Source organism: Nocardia rhizosphaerihabitans (assembly GCF_014646295.1).
In the GTDB taxonomy this organism is placed as follows: domain Bacteria; phylum Actinomycetota; class Actinomycetes; order Mycobacteriales; family Mycobacteriaceae; genus Nocardia; species Nocardia rhizosphaerihabitans.
Genome location: NZ_BMNE01000012.1, coordinates 57,866 through 74,534, shown reverse-complemented (window position 1 = coordinate 74,534; position 16,669 = coordinate 57,866). Strand labels below are relative to the sequence as shown.

Sequence of the window (16,669 nt, the reverse complement as noted above, 5' to 3'; positions counted from 1 at the left end):
CGGGTGTGTTCTGCGCGACACATCGATATCGGCACGACCGTCCCGCTGTGTCCGGCGGACCACGCGAGCGCCCTCGCTGACGCTGCCCATAAACTCTGCCCGTGCCGACCGCATTCCTGCCGAGAACCGAGCAGCACGTCCTGCGCCGCGACCAGTCCAGGTTCGCGCGCCGCGCGACGCTGCGCCGCTCGCTGCGGCTGCTCACCAGCTTCCGGTTCGAGCAGTCCGACCCGGCCAGGTTCTACGGCGGCATCGCCACCGACAGCGCCGACCTGATCGGCGACTTCTACGCCGACATCGCAGGCCGCGACCTCACCGGCACCGTCGTCCTCGACGTCGGCGGCGGGCCGGGCTACTTCGCCGACGAGTTCACCGCGGCAGGCGCGCGCTACATCTCGGTCGAGCCGGACCCGTCGGAAATGCACGCGGCCGGCCTGCGGGTCTCCGGTTCGGTTCGCGGATCGGGGATGGCATTGCCCTTCCGCGACAACGCCTTCGACGTCTGCTTCTCCTCGAACGTGGCCGAGCACGTGCCGCAGCCGTGGGTGATGGCGGAGGAGATGGTGCGCGTGACCAAGCCCGGCGGCCTCATCGTGTTCTCCTACACGGTGTGGCACGGGCCGTTCGGCGGTCACGAGACCGGCCTCTGGCACTACCTCGGCGGCGAGTACGCGGCCCGCCGGTACCGTCGCAAGCACGGGCGCGAACCCAAGAACAGGTTCGGCAGGTCACTGTTCGCGGTGACCGCTGCCGACGGCTTGCGCTGGGCGGCAACGACTTCGGCCGACGTACGAACTGTGTTCCCTCGCTATCACCCGCGCTGGGCGTGGTGGCTTGTCCGAGTTCCGGTGATCCGCGAGCTACTGGTGAGCAACCTGGTGGTCGTCGCCACCAAGGTCGATCAGCCCAGCCAGCTCAATCGACGCGACCTGCGGGCAGGTTCCGGTAGCGCGCTGGCCCACGGCGACTCCTGAATCGCAAGGCCGACGGTCTCCAGCGTGGTCAGTCCGACCTGATCGGCCAGCACCCCGACCATCGCGACCACCTCGGCCGCCTGGATAGCGGCAGTTGCCTGCTCGATCGTGAGCGTGCGGCCCGGCAGGAATGACACAACCCATCCCCCGCTGCCCACACTCTTCGCTTGATGGTCGGTCTGGTCGCTGGTCATCAACGATCGGCCGATCACTTGCACAGCCATGAGTCGGTCTCCCCAATTCGCTGTAAAGGTCTGATGAATCGAGCGAGCTGATCAGTAGCTAAAGCATCCCCTTTTCAACAACAGAACGCAATAGTGCGTTTACCCGAAAACCGAACCGACAGGTTGGAATTCGCCCTGTTCACAGTCGTTGCGGGGCAGCGAATTAGAACGTGTTGCAGACAACGCGGCGACAAAACTGTAACGTGTTCTTATGCACTACGACAGTCTGTTCATCGGCGGGAAGTGGACCACCCCTGCCGGTAGTGACCGCATTTCCGTGGTCTCACCCGCAACGGAGGAGACCGTCGGCAGCGTGCCCGCGGTAACGAAGGCCGATGTGGACGCCGCGGTCGCCGCGGCCCGCGACGCCTTCGACAGCGGACCGTGGCCATCCACACCGCCACTGGAACGAGCAGAGGTGCTCACCAAGGCGGCCCGACTCATCGAGCAGCGTTCGCCCGAATTGCTCGCCGCGCTCACCGCGGAGATGGGCGCGCCTTCGTTAGCCGCCTTGACACTCAACCAGATTCCGGCCGTCGCCGCGCTCGACGCATGGGCGGCACTGGCTAAGACGTTCCAGTGGAACGAGACTCGCACCGGTCTGTTCGGAACCTCCCGTGTCTCACGGGAACCGCGCGGTGTCGTCGCGGCGATCACCGCCTGGAATGTCCCGTTGTTCCTCGCCGCGAACAAGCTCGGCCCCGCCCTGCTGGCCGGCTGCACCGTGGTGCTCAAGCCGTCGCCGCTGACCCCGCTGTCGGCCAACCTCATCGCCGACATATTCACCGAGGCCGGTCTCCCGGACGGCGTGCTGTCGGTCCTGCCCGCCGACGCTGCGGAGAGCGAATACCTCGCCGGCCACCCCGGCGTGGACAAGGTGACCTTCACCGGCAGCACCGCGGTCGGCCGCAAGCTGGCCGCGATCGCGGGCGAGCAGCTCAAGACCGTCTCGCTGGAGCTGGGCGGCAAGTCGGCCGCCATCGTGCTCGAGGATGTCGACCTGGCCGCGAGCATTCCCGTTCTTGCGTTCTCCGGGTTGATGAACAGCGGGCAGGGCTGCGTCGCGCAGACGCGCATCCTCGCGCCGCGCAGCCGCTACGACGAGATCGTCGACGCGCTGGTCGCCCACGTCAAGACCATGCAGACCGGCGACCCGACCGATCCCGCCACCCAGCTCGGCCCGCTGATCAGCGAGAAGCAGCGCGACCGGGTGGAGAGCTACATCGCCAAGGGCAAGGAAGAGGGCGCGCGGCTGGTGCTCGGCGGCGGCAGGCCTGCCGGCGTCGAGCGCGGGTGGTTCGTCGAGCCGACGATCTTCGCCGACGTCGACAACTCCAGCACCATCGCCCAGGAGGAGATCTTCGGCCCGGTGCTCTCGGTGATCCCGTACGAGACCGAGGAGGAGGCGATCGCCATCGCGAACGACTCCGACTACGGCCTGGCCGGTTCGGTGTGGACCACCGACATCGAGCACGGCGTCGAGATCGCGGCCAAGGTGCGCACCGGCACCTACGCGATCAACTGGTACGCCTTCGACCCCACCGCACCGTTCGGCGGGTACAAGAACTCGGGAATCGGCCGGGAGAACGGTCCCGAGGGGCTCGACGCGTTCTGCGAGCAGAAGTCGGTGCTGATGCCGATGGGCTGGACCGCCGACTAGTTCTCGGGCATCACGACCCGGAGGACCGGCTGTCCGGCAACCTGCCCCCGGGGCGGTAGGTCGACCACGTCGACCCGCCACCCCGGCGGCAGGGCCCGCTGCAAGCGGCCCGCCACTCGTTGCAGTGGCGTACTCGAGTAGGCGTCGGACTTGTATCCGGTCACCAGATCGGTCATGCGTCAACCACCTCTCAGCGTCGATTCGTCGGGGCCGCGTCCGCGGCGCACGAGTCTCGAAAGGGAGTTAGCTCGGATGGTGCGACGTGCTGCCCTGGAATATAGGTGACATCGCCCGTCCGCAGTCAGCGACCCTCTGACATCGACAGATATACCCCGAATCGAGCCGGGGAAATCGTCCGCGACGGAAGTGATCGGGAAACCCCGGGTTCGCTTGCCCGGCTCCACACCGCCCACCGCCCTGAAAACGGCTCCGAAATCGGCGCTGCGCCGAATCAAGGTTCAGTGCCGCAGCGAGCGCCGATACGCCGACGGCGAGAGCCCGGTCGCGGCGCGCAGGTGATCGCGCAACGCCGTCACGCTGCCGAACCCCGACCGCTGCGCGACCGTGTCCACCGGTAGTTCGGTGCGCTCCAGCATCTCGCGCGCCCGGCCGAGCCGTTGGGCGTCCAGCCAGGCGCGCGGGGTCGTGCCGACTTCGGCCTTGAACCGGCGGATGAACGTCCGCTCGCTCATCAACGCGTGCGCGGCGAGCGCGGAAACATCCTGGGCGCCTTCGGGATTCGCAACCGCCCAGGTCAGCGTCGCGGCCAGGCCGCCGTGTGGATCGGTGCCGCCCATCGGCTGCGGGATGTACTGAGCCTGGCCGCCCTCGCGGTGCGGTGGCACGACATTCCAGCGCGCGAGGTCGGCCGCCGCCGCCGCGCCGAGCTCGCGGCGCGCGATGTGCAGGCACAGGTCGAGGCCCGCGGACAGGCCCGCGGAGGTGAGGATGGCGCCGTCGTCGATGTAGAGGGCCGACGGGTCGAGTTTCACCGCGGGATAGAGCTGGGCGAACTGGTCGCAGTAGCCCCAGTGGGTGGTCGCGGGGCGGTCGTCCAGCAGGCCTGCCTGGGCCAGGACGAACGCGCCGACGCAGATGCTCGCGATCGTCGCCTCGCGGTCCGCCGCCGCGCGCAGGGCGTCGAGGACGGGTTCCGGGGTGGGCAGTGTCGGCAGGCCGATACCGGGGACGACGATCAGATCGGCCTCGGCCAGCAGCTCCAGACCGTGTTCGACATGCAGGTCGAAGCCGTTCGGCGTCCACACCGGACCCGGCCGGACGCCGCAGGTCCGCATCTGGAAACCCGCCGGCTCGCCGGTGACACCGGGTCCGTGCCGGAACGCCTGGACGGCACAGGCCAGGTCGAAGGTCATCACGCCGTCCAGCGCCAGCGCGACAACCTCTATCATGTCTTCAGTTTGGCACGTATCCACGCATTGCTGGCATTTCCGCCACTTCACCGTGACTGCCCGCTCAACGACACTCGACGGGCAGCCGAAACACCGCGTCGGAGGAGATCGACCATGCTCACCGTGACACCCGCCCTCGACTGGGAATGGGCCACCCGCACCGGCGGAAATCTCACCGCCGCCCAGCGCCGCGCCCTGACCTTCGGGTTGCTGCGCACCGCACCCTCGCTGGTGCTCGGCCGGATCCGCCATGGGCTCGGCCGCCGCGGCGCCGGGCGGCTCGACCTCGCCGAGCTGCGCCTGCCGGATACCGCACTCGCTCGCGCCGCGGAAGTGGAAGCGCGCGAGCAGCTTTCGAATACCGTGCTGGCGCACTCCTTCCGCACCTACTTCTTCGCCCGCGCGCTCGCCGAGCTCGACAAGGTCGACTACGACGACGAGATCGCCTACGTGGCCAGCCTGCTGCACGACCTGAAACTCGAAACACCGACGCCGGGTAGGTGTTTCGCCGTGGCAGGCGGCGAGTCGGCGAACGCGTTCGCGCTGCGCCACGGCGCACCGGCCGAGCGCGCCGAGTCGATCGGCGCCGCGATCGCGGCGCATATCAATCCCGACGCGGCCGCAAACCTCAGCGACCCGGGTGGTTTCGTCTCGGCGGGCGCGTCGGTCGACGTTCTCGGCAGGCGCCTGTCCGACCTCGACGCCGCCTTCGTCGGCGACCTGCTCGCCCAGCACCCTCGCCACCACCTCAAGCAGCACCTCATCGACTGCTTCGACGCCGAGGCCGCCGCGGTACCCGACGGCCGCATCCACTGGCTCAAGAGCACCGGCTTCCTACAGCTGATCAAACTGGCGCCGTTCGCCGAATAGACGAAACCGCCCGTACCGAATGCGGTACGGGCGGTTTCGTTGTTTCAGGGGGCGATCAGCCCAGGCGCTCCTTGAGTGCCTCGAACTCGTCGCGCACGCCCGAGGGGAGCCTGTCGCCGACGAACTCGAACCACTCCTCGATCGACGGGATCTCGTTGCGCCACTCGTCGACGTTCACCGCGAGCGCCTCGTCGACGTCGGCCACGACCACGTCGAGGCCGTCCAGATCGAGGTCGGCGGCCGAGGGGACGTTGCCGACCGGGGTCGCCTCGGCGCCCGAGCGGCCCTCGATGCGGCCGACGATCCACTCCAGCACGCGGGAGTTCTCACCGAATCCGGGCCACAGGAAGCGGCCGTCCTCGCCACGACGGAACCAGTTGACGTAGAAGATCTTCGGCAGCTTGTCCGCGTCGGCGTTCTTGCCGAGGTTGATCCAGTGGTTGAGGTAGTCGCCCACGTGGTAGCCGAGGAACGGCAGCATCGCCATCGGGTCGCGCCGCACGGTGCCGACCTTGCCCTCGGCGGCAGCGGTCTGCTCGGAGCCCATGGTGGCGCCCATGAACACGCCGTGCTCCCAGCCGAAGGACTCGGTCACCAGCGGGACGGTGGTCTTGCGGCGACCGCCGAACAGAATCGCCGAGATCGGCACACCCTGCGGGTCGTCCCACTCGGGGGCCAGGATCGGGCACTGCGACATCGGGGTGCAGTAGCGCGAGTTCGGGTGGGCGGCGTGGCCCTCCGACTCGGGCGTCCAGTCGTTGCCCTTCCAGTCGATCAGGTGCTGCGGGTCGCCCTCCAGGCCCTCCCACCACACATCGTTGTCGTCGGTCTGCGCCACGTTGGTGTAGACGGTGTTGCCCGCCTCGATGGTGGCCATCGCGTTGGGGTTGGAGCTGCGGTTGGTGCCCGGCGCGACGCCGAAGAAGCCGAACTCCGGGTTCACCGCGTAGAGGCGGCCGTCCTCGCCGAAACGCATCCAGGCGATGTCGTCGCCCAGGGTCTCCGCGCGCCAGCCCGGGATGGTCGGCTGGATCATCGCGAGGTTGGTCTTGCCGCAGGCGCTCGGGAACGCGGCGGCGACGTAGTAGTTCTTGTTCTCGGGCGAGATCAGCTTGAGGATCAGCATGTGCTCGGCCAGCCAGCCCTCGTCGTGGGCCATCGCCGAGGCGATGCGCAGCGAGTAGCACTTCTTGCCGAGCAGGGCGTTGCCGCCGTAGCCGGAGCCGAAGGACCAGATCTCGCGGTCCTCGGGGAAGTGGGTGATGTACTTGGTGTCGCTGCACGGCCACGGCACGTCGGCCTGGCCGTCGGCCAGCGGCGCGCCGACGGAGTGCAGCGCCTTCACGAACGGGCGGTCGGCGCCCAGCTTGTCGAGCGCGGCCTGACCCATGCGGGTCATCACGCGCATCGAGACGACGACGTACTCGGAGTCGGTGATCTCCACGCCCAGCTTGGGGTCCTCGGCACCGAGCGGGCCCATGCAGAACGGCACCACGTACATGGTGCGGCCCTTCATCGAGCCGCGGTACAGCTCGGTCATGGTGGCGCGCATCTCGGCGGGGTCGACCCAGTTGTTGGTCGGACCGGCATCGGCCTCGGTCTTGGAGCAGATGTAGGTGCGCGACTCGACGCGGGCGACGTCGGACGGGTCCGACAACGCCAGGAACGAGTTCGGTTTCTTCTTCTCGTCGAGCTTCTTGAAGGTGCCCGCCTCGACCAGCTGCGTGGTCAGGCGATCCCATTCCGCATCGGAGCCGTCGGCCCAGACCACGCGATCCGGCTGAGTGAGCTCTGCGACTTCCTGTACCCAGGCGAGCAGTTCACTATGCTCGGTCGGCGCCGTGCCGTCGGATCCACGAAGACCAGGAATGGTCGCTGAGGTCATGAAAACTCTCCTGAGATGGGCGGTTTTTCGATGCGAAGTCCATCGATCGCCACCGGGCGGGAAGGCGTCCGCAGCGAACCAACCACCGCACAACCCCAAATGGACGGCGTACAGCGCCGTCCACGGACGGAGGCCGCGCATCGACTGGCACGGAGCGGACGCCCAGGTTCCTGGTTAAAGGTTAACGCGATATGACGATCGAGACGGAATCGGGTTAGGAATCGGGTCCCCTGATAACTACCCACAGGTCGATCAGCCAATCGTGGCCGCACAGCGGTCGAGCACGGCGACGTCGCGCTCGCACGCCGCCAACTGTGCCGGGCGCTCCGCGACGAGCCGCCGAGCGAGAACGTCCAGCTCCGCGACGCGACGGTCGACAGCCACCGCCCGTGCCGTCGATTCGCGGATCACATGCTCGGCCAATTCTGCCTCCACATCGACCAGAACCGCGGCGACACGCTGCTCGAGCAGGGCTTTTATATTCACCAGCGCCTCGGCAACCCACTGCGACAGGTGATTGCGCTCGGCCAGCTGGGCCCGCGCACGCACCACCCAGTAGGCCGCGCCCGCGCCGAGCAGCAGCGTCACCGGGACGCTCGCGACGTCCAGAGTCGGCACCAGCGACAGCGGTGCGACGACCAGTCGACCGAGGCCGACACCAGCCGACGCGCCGAGCGCGATCATGAGGTGATCTTCGACACCGCGGTGTCTCGGGGCGGGATCCGGGCCGAGTCGCGGGGCCGGATCGCGCCTGCGTGCGGCGGGTGCGGCGGTGCCGACCCGGCGGGCGGTCTCGATCACCCGGTCGTCGATGACGGTGTCTACCGCGGTCGACAAGTCAGCCGCCGCCTGCTGGAGGCGCTGCGGGTAGGCGCGCAGTTCGTCGCGGTCGCACCGGTCGAGTTCGGCGCGGGAACGGGTGTGCAGGGCGCGTACCAGCGCGCCGACCTCGGTGGACAGGTCGACGCGCGCCAGCTGGACCTGGCTGCGCACCGCCGACAGGCCGGTCTGGCGGCCGCCGTCGCGCTCGGCGAGCAGGGCGACCCGTTCCTCCCTGATCCGGGCGGAGTCGGTGCCAGAGCGCAGCGCGGTGATCTGTTCGGTGATGCGCGCCTTGGTGTCGGCGAGCACCCTGGTCAACACGGCCGACCTGCGCTGGGCGCCGTCGGCGGGACCCTGCGCGGTCGCCGCGGCCAGCGCGGCGTGCAGGGCGGCCAGGCCGGAGCGGTCGAGCAGGGCGGAGTCGTCGGCGGCGCGGGCCGCGGCGGCAAGGCGCGCCGACACCGGGAGAACGTCGAGGTCGACGATGCCGCGCGCGGCGAGCAGGGCGCGGCTGCGTTCGCGGATCGCCTGCCAGTCCTGATAGGCGTGGAAGCCGTTCATGGCCAGCACGATCCGCTGGTCGGCGGCGCGCAGGCGCTCGATCAGGGCGAGCATGTCGGCGCCGAGCACGCTGCCCGCGTCGAAGAGGATCAGGGCGGCGGGCCGGTCGTCGGCCGACATGGGCGCGGCCGGGTCGGCCAGGTCGATGCGCGGTTCGAAGCGGGCCAGCTCGGTGCGCAGCAGGGTGGTGTTGGCGTCGTCGACCGCGTAGAGGACGACGCGCGCGCCGGTGCCCGGCTGTTCCATCGCCCGCAGCAAGGCCACACCCTGCGGATTCCACCGTTCCACCACAGCCACGGCCTCCGCGGGAAGCGCCGGACCTCCGATCTCGGAGTGGACCGCGCCGGTCGACGACGCATCCGCGGGCAGAACGCCGGGACTGTCAGAGTCCGGCACTGCTCATCCGTTCCCAGGCGCGGATATAGCCGTTGTGCACGCGCAGGGCCGCGCGGCGGGCGGCGGGCGGCATGTCGCTGGAGACCACGGCGCGCCAGCGGGTCGCGCGGGCGAGGGCTTCGTCGGCATCGGCCGGTGCCGGTGACGGGTAACCGGCGGCGAGGTGCGCGACCTGCGGACAGGCCAGGCCCGCGCACAGTCCGGCCCACAGCGCGTCGTCGCCGATCAGGTAGTTCTCGATGAGTTCGCGGGCGTGGCCACCGTCACCGGGGACGGCGCGCGCGGCGAGCCTGGTCAGCTCGTCGAGCAGTTCGCCGCCGCGGATCGCTTCGACCTGCTCGTAGCGGCGGTGCACCAGCCGGTGCAGCGGGTCGATGCCGCCCGCCGAGTGCAGGATCTGGATCAGCGCGGCGGCGCTGAGGTCGGGGTCGGCGCGCAGGGCGGTGAGGGCGCAGTCGACGCCGTACAGGTCCCAGCGGGCGATCAGCCGTCTGCGCGCGTCCTGGTCGGAGCCGGTACCGACGAACAGATCGGCCGACAGCACCGACGGCACATCGGGGCCGACCGCGAGTCTGCGCAGGTCGGTGAGGTCGGCCGCGTCGACCGTGCCCGCCCTGGTGTGGGCGGCCAGCGACGCGACGACCGGCACGATCGGCAGGCCGAGCTCGCGCGCGTACCGGTCGGCGGCGGCCACCGCCTCGCCCCAGCGCGCGCCCACCGCGTCGGCCTTGTTGAGCACGACCACACCGCGGCCGGGGGGCAGCGTGGCGAGCAACCGCTGATCGGCGGCCTGCGGCGCACCGGCGAGGACATAGATGACGAGATCACCGTCGAGAACCGGATCGGGCATTCCCGGCTGATCGACCGGCGAGGTCTCCTCCGCCGACAGCAACGCCAGCGCGCGCAGCACCGTGCTGCGCCCGCTCAGCGCCCGCCCCGCCACCTGGATGTGCAGCGGACGCCGACGACGCGCGACAGCGGCGGCGAGCCGGTCGGCGATCGCCGGATCACCACCCCGACCCGCGGCGAGCGCGGAGATCAGCCGGTCGAGCTGGTCGGATGCCCGTGTCTGTATGGACTCGGTGGCTGTCGACATTCTGCCCACCCCCTTTTTCCGAGGGCATTCTGTCAGATCCGCGGGGCGGCGGCCGTCGCGAACCAACTGCCGGCCAGGGGCAACACCGCCGCTACATGCCACGATCCGACCGCGCGTCGCCCGGCCCGCCGCACTCGGCTGCGACGTAGCTCGGCGCATGCTGGACAATGGACGTCGTGAACGACGCCGCCAACCACCCTGTCGAGTCGGTTCCGGGGCAGCCGTCCACCGCCTCGGCCCACGCGGATCCGCTCCCGCCGACCCGCCCTGCCCTCTCCGAGATCCCGCACGAGGCGGGCCGTCGCTCGACCACCGGCTCGCGCCTGTACCCGCGCGTCACGAGCTTCCGCTCGCGGCGCGGCGCGCTGACGCCGAATCAGCAGGTCGCCTGGGAACGCACCTGGCCGGTGATCGGCCGCGACGTCGCCAACGAGCCGATCGACGCCGACGCCTGGTTCGGGCGCAGCGCCCCGCTGGTCATCGAGATCGGCTGCGGCACCGGCACCGCGACGGCCGCCATGGCCCAGGCCGAACCACACCTCAATCTGATCGGCATCGAGGTGTACCAGCCGGGGCTGGCCCAGCTCGTCTGCCAGATCGAGCGCGAGGAGATCGGTAACATCCGGCTGCTGCGCGGCGACGCCGTCGATGTGCTCGAGAACATGGTTGCCCCGGAGTCGCTGACCGGTGTCCGGGTGTTCTTCCCCGACCCATGGCCCAAGGCACGTCACCACAAGCGCAGGCTGCTCCAGGCGCCGACCTTCGCGTTGATCGCCAGCAGGCTGAAGCCGGGCGGCGTGCTGCACGTCGCCACCGACCACGCCGATTACGCCGAGCACATCCTGGAAGTAGGCTCGGCGGAACCGCTGCTCACCGGCCTGAACGACACCACCGGCGGGGACAGCGCCGCCAACCGCGTCACCGCGCCGATCGGTTTCGAACGGCCCGTCACCAAGTTCGAGGGCAAAGGCCTGCGTGCCGGTAGCGCCATCAACGAGTTCATATGGGGGAAGATCGACAGATGAGCGTGAGTGAGATCGCCACCGAGATGCCGGATATCGCCCAGGGAGCAGCCGGCAGCGAGGCGCTGGGCAGTTCCGGCCCCGATGTCCGACGCGTCCTGCTCGTCTGGGACGCGCCGAACCTCGACATGGGACTTGGCGCCATCCTCGGTGGACGTCCCACCGCCGCTTATCGCCCCCGCTTCGACGCGCTCGGCCGCTGGCTGCTCGCGCGCACGGCCGAACTGTCGGTCGGCGCGAAGGGCCGCGTCGAGCCCGAGGCCACCGTCTTCACCAATATCGCGCCGGGCACCGCCGACGTGGTCCGGCCGTGGGTCGAGGCGTTACGCAACGTAGGTTTCGCGGTCTTCGCCAAGCCGAAGATCGACGAGGACTCCGACGTCGACGCCGACATGCTCGCCCACATCGCGATGCGCGAGCGCGACGGCGGCCTGGCAGGCATCATGGTCGCCTCGGCCGACGGCCAGGCGTTCCGCGAACCGCTCGAAGCGATTGCCGCCAAGGGAGTCCCAGCTCAGGTCCTCGGATTCCGCGAGCACGCGAGTTGGGCGGTGACTTCCGATACGCTCGAGTTCGTCGACCTCGAGGACATCCCGGGCGTATTCCGGGAGCCGCTACCGCGGGTGAGCCTCGAATCGCTGCCCGACGAGGGTGCCTGGCTGCAGCCTTTCCGGCCGCTGTCGGCACTACTCACGTCTCGCCCTGGTCAAGGAGTCGCTTAAGTGTTCACCCGCTGGGGCGATCTGGTCTATCGGTTCCGCTTCGCCGTCATCGGTGTTGTCGGTGCTGCGTTGCTGGCGCTGGGCGCCTACGGCACGGGGCTCGGCGATCGCCTGACCCAGAGCGGCTGGTTCGACCCCGGCTCGGAGTCTGTGCAGGGCGCGGAGCTCGCCGACAGCTCGTTCGGGCGCGACCACATGGCCGACGTGATCGTCATGTACAACGCTCCCGCGGACACGACGATCGATGACCCGGAGTTCAGCCGGAAGATCGTCGACAATCTGACCGCGGTCGTCGCCGACCATCCTGATCAGGTCAGCAAGATCAACGGCACCTATTGGAAGGTGGGCGACGCCCCCGCGGTGCCGTCGGCGTTCGGATCCAAGGACAAGAAGCACGCGTTCGCCTCCATCGCCATCGTCGGTGACGACGACACCACCATCATGGCCAACTACCGGGCCGTGGCGGACGTCTTCTACATTCCCGGCGTCGATGTGGAGGTCTCGGGCCTGCAGCCGCTCGCGGTCACGCTCAACGACACCATCGCGCACGACACCAAGCGGATGGAAGTACTGGCGCTGCCCGCGGTGGCGATCCTGCTGTTCTTCATCTTCGGTGGCATCATCGCGGCCGCGCTGCCGCTGGTCATCGGTGGTCTGACGATCATCGGCGCCACCGGCATCGTCATGACGCTGACCAACTTCACCGAGGTCAACTCGTTCGTCACCGGCGTCGTCTCGATGATCGGTCTCGGCCTCGCGATCGACTACGGCCTGTTCATAGTCAGCCGGTTCCGCGAGGAACTGGCCGAGGGGTACGACACCAAGGCCGCCGTCCGGCGATCAGTGGTGACGGCCGGGCGAACGGTCGTCTTCTCCGCGACGATGATCATCGCCAGCCTCGGCGGCGTCCTGCTGTTCCCGCAGGGCTTCCTGCGTTCGGTCGCCTACGGCACCATCGCGACCGTCTCCCTCGCCGCGCTGACCGCGGTGACGATTCTGCCCGCCATGCTGGCCGTGCTCGGACCGCGCGTCGACATGCTCGGTCTCAAGCGTTTCCGCAAGAACAAGACCGCCGAGCAGATCGAGAACGGTTTCTGGGGCAACCTCACCCGCTGGGTGATGAAGCACCCGCTCAAGATCGCGATCCCGGTGACGGTCGGCCTGCTGTTGCTGATCATCCCGGTCAAGAATCTGTCCTTCGGCGGCATCAACGAGAAGTACCTGCCGCCGGACAATGCGACCCGTGCCTCGCTCGAGCACTTCTACGAGGTCTTCCCGCAGAAGAAGACCGACCCGATCCAGCTGGTCTTCGTCTCGGACAACACCACGGCGATCGGCAAGGTCTGGAAGGAAGCCAACCAGGCTCCCGGGCTGGTCGGCCCGTTCGAAGTGCCGGTCAAGTCGCCGACCGACCCCGAGGTGTTCCGCACCTCGGCGACCCTGGTCGATCCCACCGGCAACGCCGAGCCGACCATCGACTATCTGCGCTCGATCGAAATACCCGACGGCGTCACGATGTACGTCACCGGCCAGCCCGCGCTCATGGCCGACAGTATCGACACGCTGCTCGAACTGATGCCGTGGATGATCTTGATCGTCCTGCTCAGCACCTTCGTGCTGATGTTCCTCACCTTCGGCTCGCTGGTGCTGCCGATCAAGGCGGCGCTGATGAGCGCGCTCGGACTCGGCTCGACGCTGGGCATCCTGACCTGGATCTTCATCGACGGCAATGGTTCCGGGCTGCTGAACTTCACCCCACAATCGATCAGTGCGCCGGTCCTGATGCTGATCATCGCGATCATCTACGGCTTGTCGACCGACTACGAGGTCTTCCTGGTCTCCCGCATGGTGGAGGCACGCGCCCAGGGTGCGTCGACCACCGAAGCCGTGCGGATCGGCACCGCGCAGACCGGGCGGATCATCACCGCCGCCGCCTTGATTCTGCTGGTCGTGACCGGTGCGTTCGCGTTCTCCGACATGGTGATGATGCAGTACATCGCCTACGGCATGATCGCGGCGCTGTTCATCGACGCCACCGTGCTGCGCATGCTGCTGGTGCCCGCGATCATGAAGCTGCTCGGCGACGACTGCTGGTGGGCGCCGAAGTGGATGAAGCGCATCCAGGAGAAGATCGGCCTCGGCGAGCCCATCCTCGACGACGAGCGCCCGCAGAAGGGCGCCGTAGTCGACCTGGTGAAGACCACCCCGATCACCGATCCGCCGACCATGCAGCTGACGGCCGTCCCCGACAGCAAGCTGGCCAAGACCCCGCGCCGCCCGCGCACCGTCGCCGAGATCGAGGCCGAGGCCCCGACCGCGCACCTGGACAAGATCACCGAGCACACCGACCCCGCCGAGCCTGCCCGGCCGCGGCCACAGATGTCGCCGGATCCGACCCGTCCCCGCGCGCCGATGTTGTCCTCGGGCGAGCCGACCCGAGTGCTCCCCGTGGTGAAGCCGGGCGCGGAGGCCCCCAAGTCCGATCAGGGACAGGCTGATTCGTCCACCACTCAGCCGGAGACCCCTTCGGCAGAGCTGTCCTTGAACACCGGCGGCGAGCCGACCCAGGTCCTGCCGATCGTCAAGCCGGGTGCCGAAGCCCCGAAGACCGATCAGGGACACAGCGATTCGACGTCGGGTCCCGACAACGGACAGCCGACGCCGCGCAGCGATCTCCGCTCCGGTACGCCTGGCACCTCGGGCCTCGATTCCCCAGGCGCCAACGCGCCCGGCTTCGCCACGCAGGGCGAACCTGGCCCCGGTACGCCGAACCTCTCCGGCATCAGCACGCCCAGGAACCCCAGCTTCGGCACGCAGAGCGACCCTGCCCCCGGCACGCCGAACCTCTCCGGCATCAGCACGCCCAGGAACTCCGGCCACAACACCCCGGGTAGCTCCGGCTTCGGCACGGCGGGCGACCCCGGCACCGGCGCACAGGACCGCTCGGGTTTCGGCGCACCGGGCGACTCCGGTACCAGCGCACCGGGGCGCTCCAGCCTCAGCACGCCCGGTGACGCCGACCCCATCACACAGGGGCGCTCCAGTTTCGGCACGTCCGGCGACGCCGGCACCGTCTCACACGACCGCACCGGTTTCGGCACGGTGGGAGACGCCGAACCCGGCACGCAGGGGCGCTCCAGTCTCGGTGCGCCAGGCGACGCCGGCACCAGCGCGGGTCCGCAGGACTTCTCCGGCCGTGGTGCTTCGGGCGACGCCGGGATGGGTTCGCAGGGGCGTTTCCGGCTCGCACCCGAAAGCACCAGTGGTGCTGCGGGTTCCAGCATCAATGAGTCCGGCGTCATCGGTGGTCACGACGCTTCCAGCGCTGACACGCCCGGCGTCATCGGTGACGGGCGTGTCCCCGGCGTCGACGTGCCCGGTAGGAGCGCGCGCGAATCCGCACCGCGCGGGTCGCAGCGGGTGCAGCCGCCTGCGGGTTACACGCCGCCTGCGCGCGGGGGCGACACGTCGGCGCCGCGGGTGTCGACGCCGTCCGAGGCGCCCGAGTTCGGTACGCCCGCAGAGGATTCCGACTCGCGGCCGAGCATCGTCAATCCGGCACGGCCGAGCATGGTGAACACGCCGCCGCCCGGTGTCGTGCCGCCGCCTGCGCCGAGCATCGTCAACACGCCGCCGCGGGTCGCTCCACCGTCCCGGCCGAATATCGTCAACCCGCCGCCGAGCATGGTCACGCCGACGCCGCGTCCGGTCGAGCCGCCCGCCGGTGGCACGTTCAGTGGGTTCACCCCGCTGACCGGGTACGAACCCGCGCCGGGCTCCGACGCGACCGAGCAGTCCGCGCCGGAGCCGGAATCGCGCGGCACCGAACCGGAGTCGCGCGGCTTTGCGCCGCCGACCGATCTCTCGGTCGCGCCGGGAGCGCATCGCGCCGAGTCGCCCGCGAACAACGGCGTCGTGCGTCCCGCGCCCGACGCACAGCGTCCCGCGCCCGACTCGCAGCGTTCGGCTCCCGACGCACAGCGTCCTGCACCGAATGCACCTCGCCCCGTGGCTGACGCACAGCGTCCCGCGCCGAACGCACCGCGTCCCGTGGCCGACGCACAGCGTCCCGCGCCGAACGCACCGCGTCCCGTGGCCGATGCCGCGCGCCCTGTGGCCGACGCGCCGCAATCCGCGGACGAGCCCTCCACGCGTGGCGTTTTCGGCACTTCGGTGCCCGTCGAGCCGCAGCCGAGGTCTCCATGGAGCCCGGCCGAGCCCGCCGCGCCGAGTGGTTCCCGCGCTCCCGAGACCGATGGTGGACAGCGGTTCTCCCCGGTGACTCCCGCGCCGAACCCGGATTCGGCGCAGCCCGAAGTGGTGCGCCCGCAGGTCGCCCCGCCCGGGTTCACCGCCGTCACACCCGGCGAGGCCACTCCCGCACCGTGGCAGCCCGAACCCGCCACCGAGCAGGATGACCCTGCGGATACTCCTGCATCGTGGCGGCCCGAATCCGCTGACCCACAGGTCAACCCGGCGGCTACCCCCGCCTCGTGGGCCGAACCCGCCACGCAGGACAGCCCTGCCGCCACTTCCACATCGTGGCAGCCCGAGCCGGACACCACGCAGGACCGCCCTGCCGCCGCTCCCGCATCGTGGCAGGCCGAAACCGCTGCCGCACAGGACAACCCGGTGGCCACCCCCGCCTCGTGGGCCGAACCCGCCACGCAGGACAGCCCTGCCGCCACTTCCACATCGTGGCAGCCCGAGCCGGACGCCGCGCAGGACTACCCTGCGGACGCTTCCGCATCGTGGCGGCCCGAACCCGCTGCCGCACAGGACAACCCTGCGGGCACTCCCGCATCGTGGCAGCCCGCACCCGCCGCCACGCAGGACAACCCTGCCGCCGCTCCCGCATCGTGGCAGGCCGGAACCGTCGAGCCGCAGGGCAACTCTGCGGATGCACCCGGTCAGTGGCAGGCTCCCGCCGGTTTCACGGCCGTGCCCGCCCCGAGCCAGGGCGAGCCGACCGGGCCCACCTCGGCGCCGAACAACAATGGCTCTCCCGCACCGGAATCCGACGAGCCG

Annotated in this window: 10 protein-coding genes and 1 pseudogene; 6 read left to right on the top strand and 5 right to left on the bottom strand. The window is 69.6% G+C overall.

The window, feature by feature from the left end; genetic code table 11:
- Nucleotides 1–101 precede the first annotated feature (101 nt).
- Nucleotides 102–974, top strand: coding sequence for a class I SAM-dependent methyltransferase (locus IEY60_RS32655; RefSeq protein WP_189034396.1), 873 nt, complete (start codon nt 102–104; stop codon nt 972–974).
- Between the two features lie 435 nt (nt 975–1,409).
- The gene (locus tag IEY60_RS32650; protein ID WP_189034395.1) at nt 1,410–2,858 is read left to right on the top strand and encodes an aldehyde dehydrogenase; all 1,449 of its coding nucleotides are present in this window, start codon (nt 1,410–1,412) and stop codon (nt 2,856–2,858) included.
- Here IEY60_RS32650 and IEY60_RS32645 read toward each other — a convergent pair.
- Nucleotides 2,855–3,034: a hypothetical protein gene (locus IEY60_RS32645; RefSeq protein ID WP_189034394.1), complete on the bottom strand. Its 180-nt coding sequence runs from the start codon at nt 3,032–3,034 to the stop codon at nt 2,855–2,857. The two genes, IEY60_RS32650 and IEY60_RS32645, sit on opposite strands and share 4 nt — an antisense overlap.
- Nucleotides 3,035–3,316: 282 nt before the next feature.
- Nucleotides 3,317–4,267 (bottom strand): GlxA family transcriptional regulator, encoded by a 951-nt coding sequence (locus tag IEY60_RS32640; protein WP_189034393.1) that lies wholly within the window; start codon nt 4,265–4,267, stop codon nt 3,317–3,319.
- 114 nt (nt 4,268–4,381) lie between these two features.
- Between IEY60_RS32640 and IEY60_RS32635 the strand changes: the two genes are divergently transcribed.
- Nucleotides 4,382–5,137 carry an HD domain-containing protein gene (locus tag IEY60_RS32635; RefSeq protein ID WP_189034392.1) on the top strand — a complete coding sequence of 252 codons (756 nt, stop codon included), beginning with the start codon at nt 4,382–4,384 and terminating at the stop codon, nt 5,135–5,137.
- Between the two features lie 55 nt (nt 5,138–5,192).
- On the opposite strand, the gene IEY60_RS32630 is transcribed toward IEY60_RS32635, so the two are convergent.
- The 3 genes from IEY60_RS32630 to IEY60_RS32620 form a co-directional block, all read right to left on the bottom strand.
- On the bottom strand, nt 5,193–7,022 hold the full coding sequence (locus IEY60_RS32630) for a phosphoenolpyruvate carboxykinase (GTP) (protein WP_189034391.1): 1,830 nt from the start codon (nt 7,020–7,022) through the stop codon (nt 5,193–5,195).
- A 252-nt stretch (nt 7,023–7,274) separates the two neighbouring features.
- A complete protein-coding gene (locus tag IEY60_RS32625) occupies nt 7,275–8,801 on the bottom strand; it encodes an amino acid adenylation domain-containing protein (protein WP_229740324.1) in 1,527 nt (508 codons plus the stop codon).
- Nucleotides 8,788–9,897, bottom strand: a complete 1,110-nt coding sequence (locus IEY60_RS32620) for a hypothetical protein (protein ID WP_189034390.1) — start codon at nt 9,895–9,897, stop codon at nt 8,788–8,790. Before IEY60_RS32620 ends, IEY60_RS32625 begins: the two co-directional genes overlap by 14 nt.
- A gap of 167 nt (nt 9,898–10,064) precedes the next feature.
- On the opposite strand from IEY60_RS32620, the gene trmB reads away from it, so the two are divergent.
- The 3 genes and pseudogenes from trmB to IEY60_RS36700 all read left to right on the top strand — a co-directional run.
- Nucleotides 10,065–10,922, top strand: coding sequence for a tRNA (guanosine(46)-N7)-methyltransferase TrmB (gene trmB / locus IEY60_RS32615; RefSeq protein ID WP_189034389.1), 858 nt, complete (start codon nt 10,065–10,067; stop codon nt 10,920–10,922).
- A 23-nt stretch (nt 10,923–10,945) separates the two neighbouring features.
- Entirely contained in the window at nt 10,946–11,641 is a 696-nt protein-coding gene (locus IEY60_RS32610) for an NYN domain-containing protein (protein ID WP_373291798.1), read from the top strand.
- Nucleotides 11,642–13,882 (top strand): annotated as a pseudogene (locus tag IEY60_RS36700) (MMPL family transporter); the annotation flags it as partial.
- Nucleotides 13,883–16,669 lie beyond the last annotated feature (2,787 nt).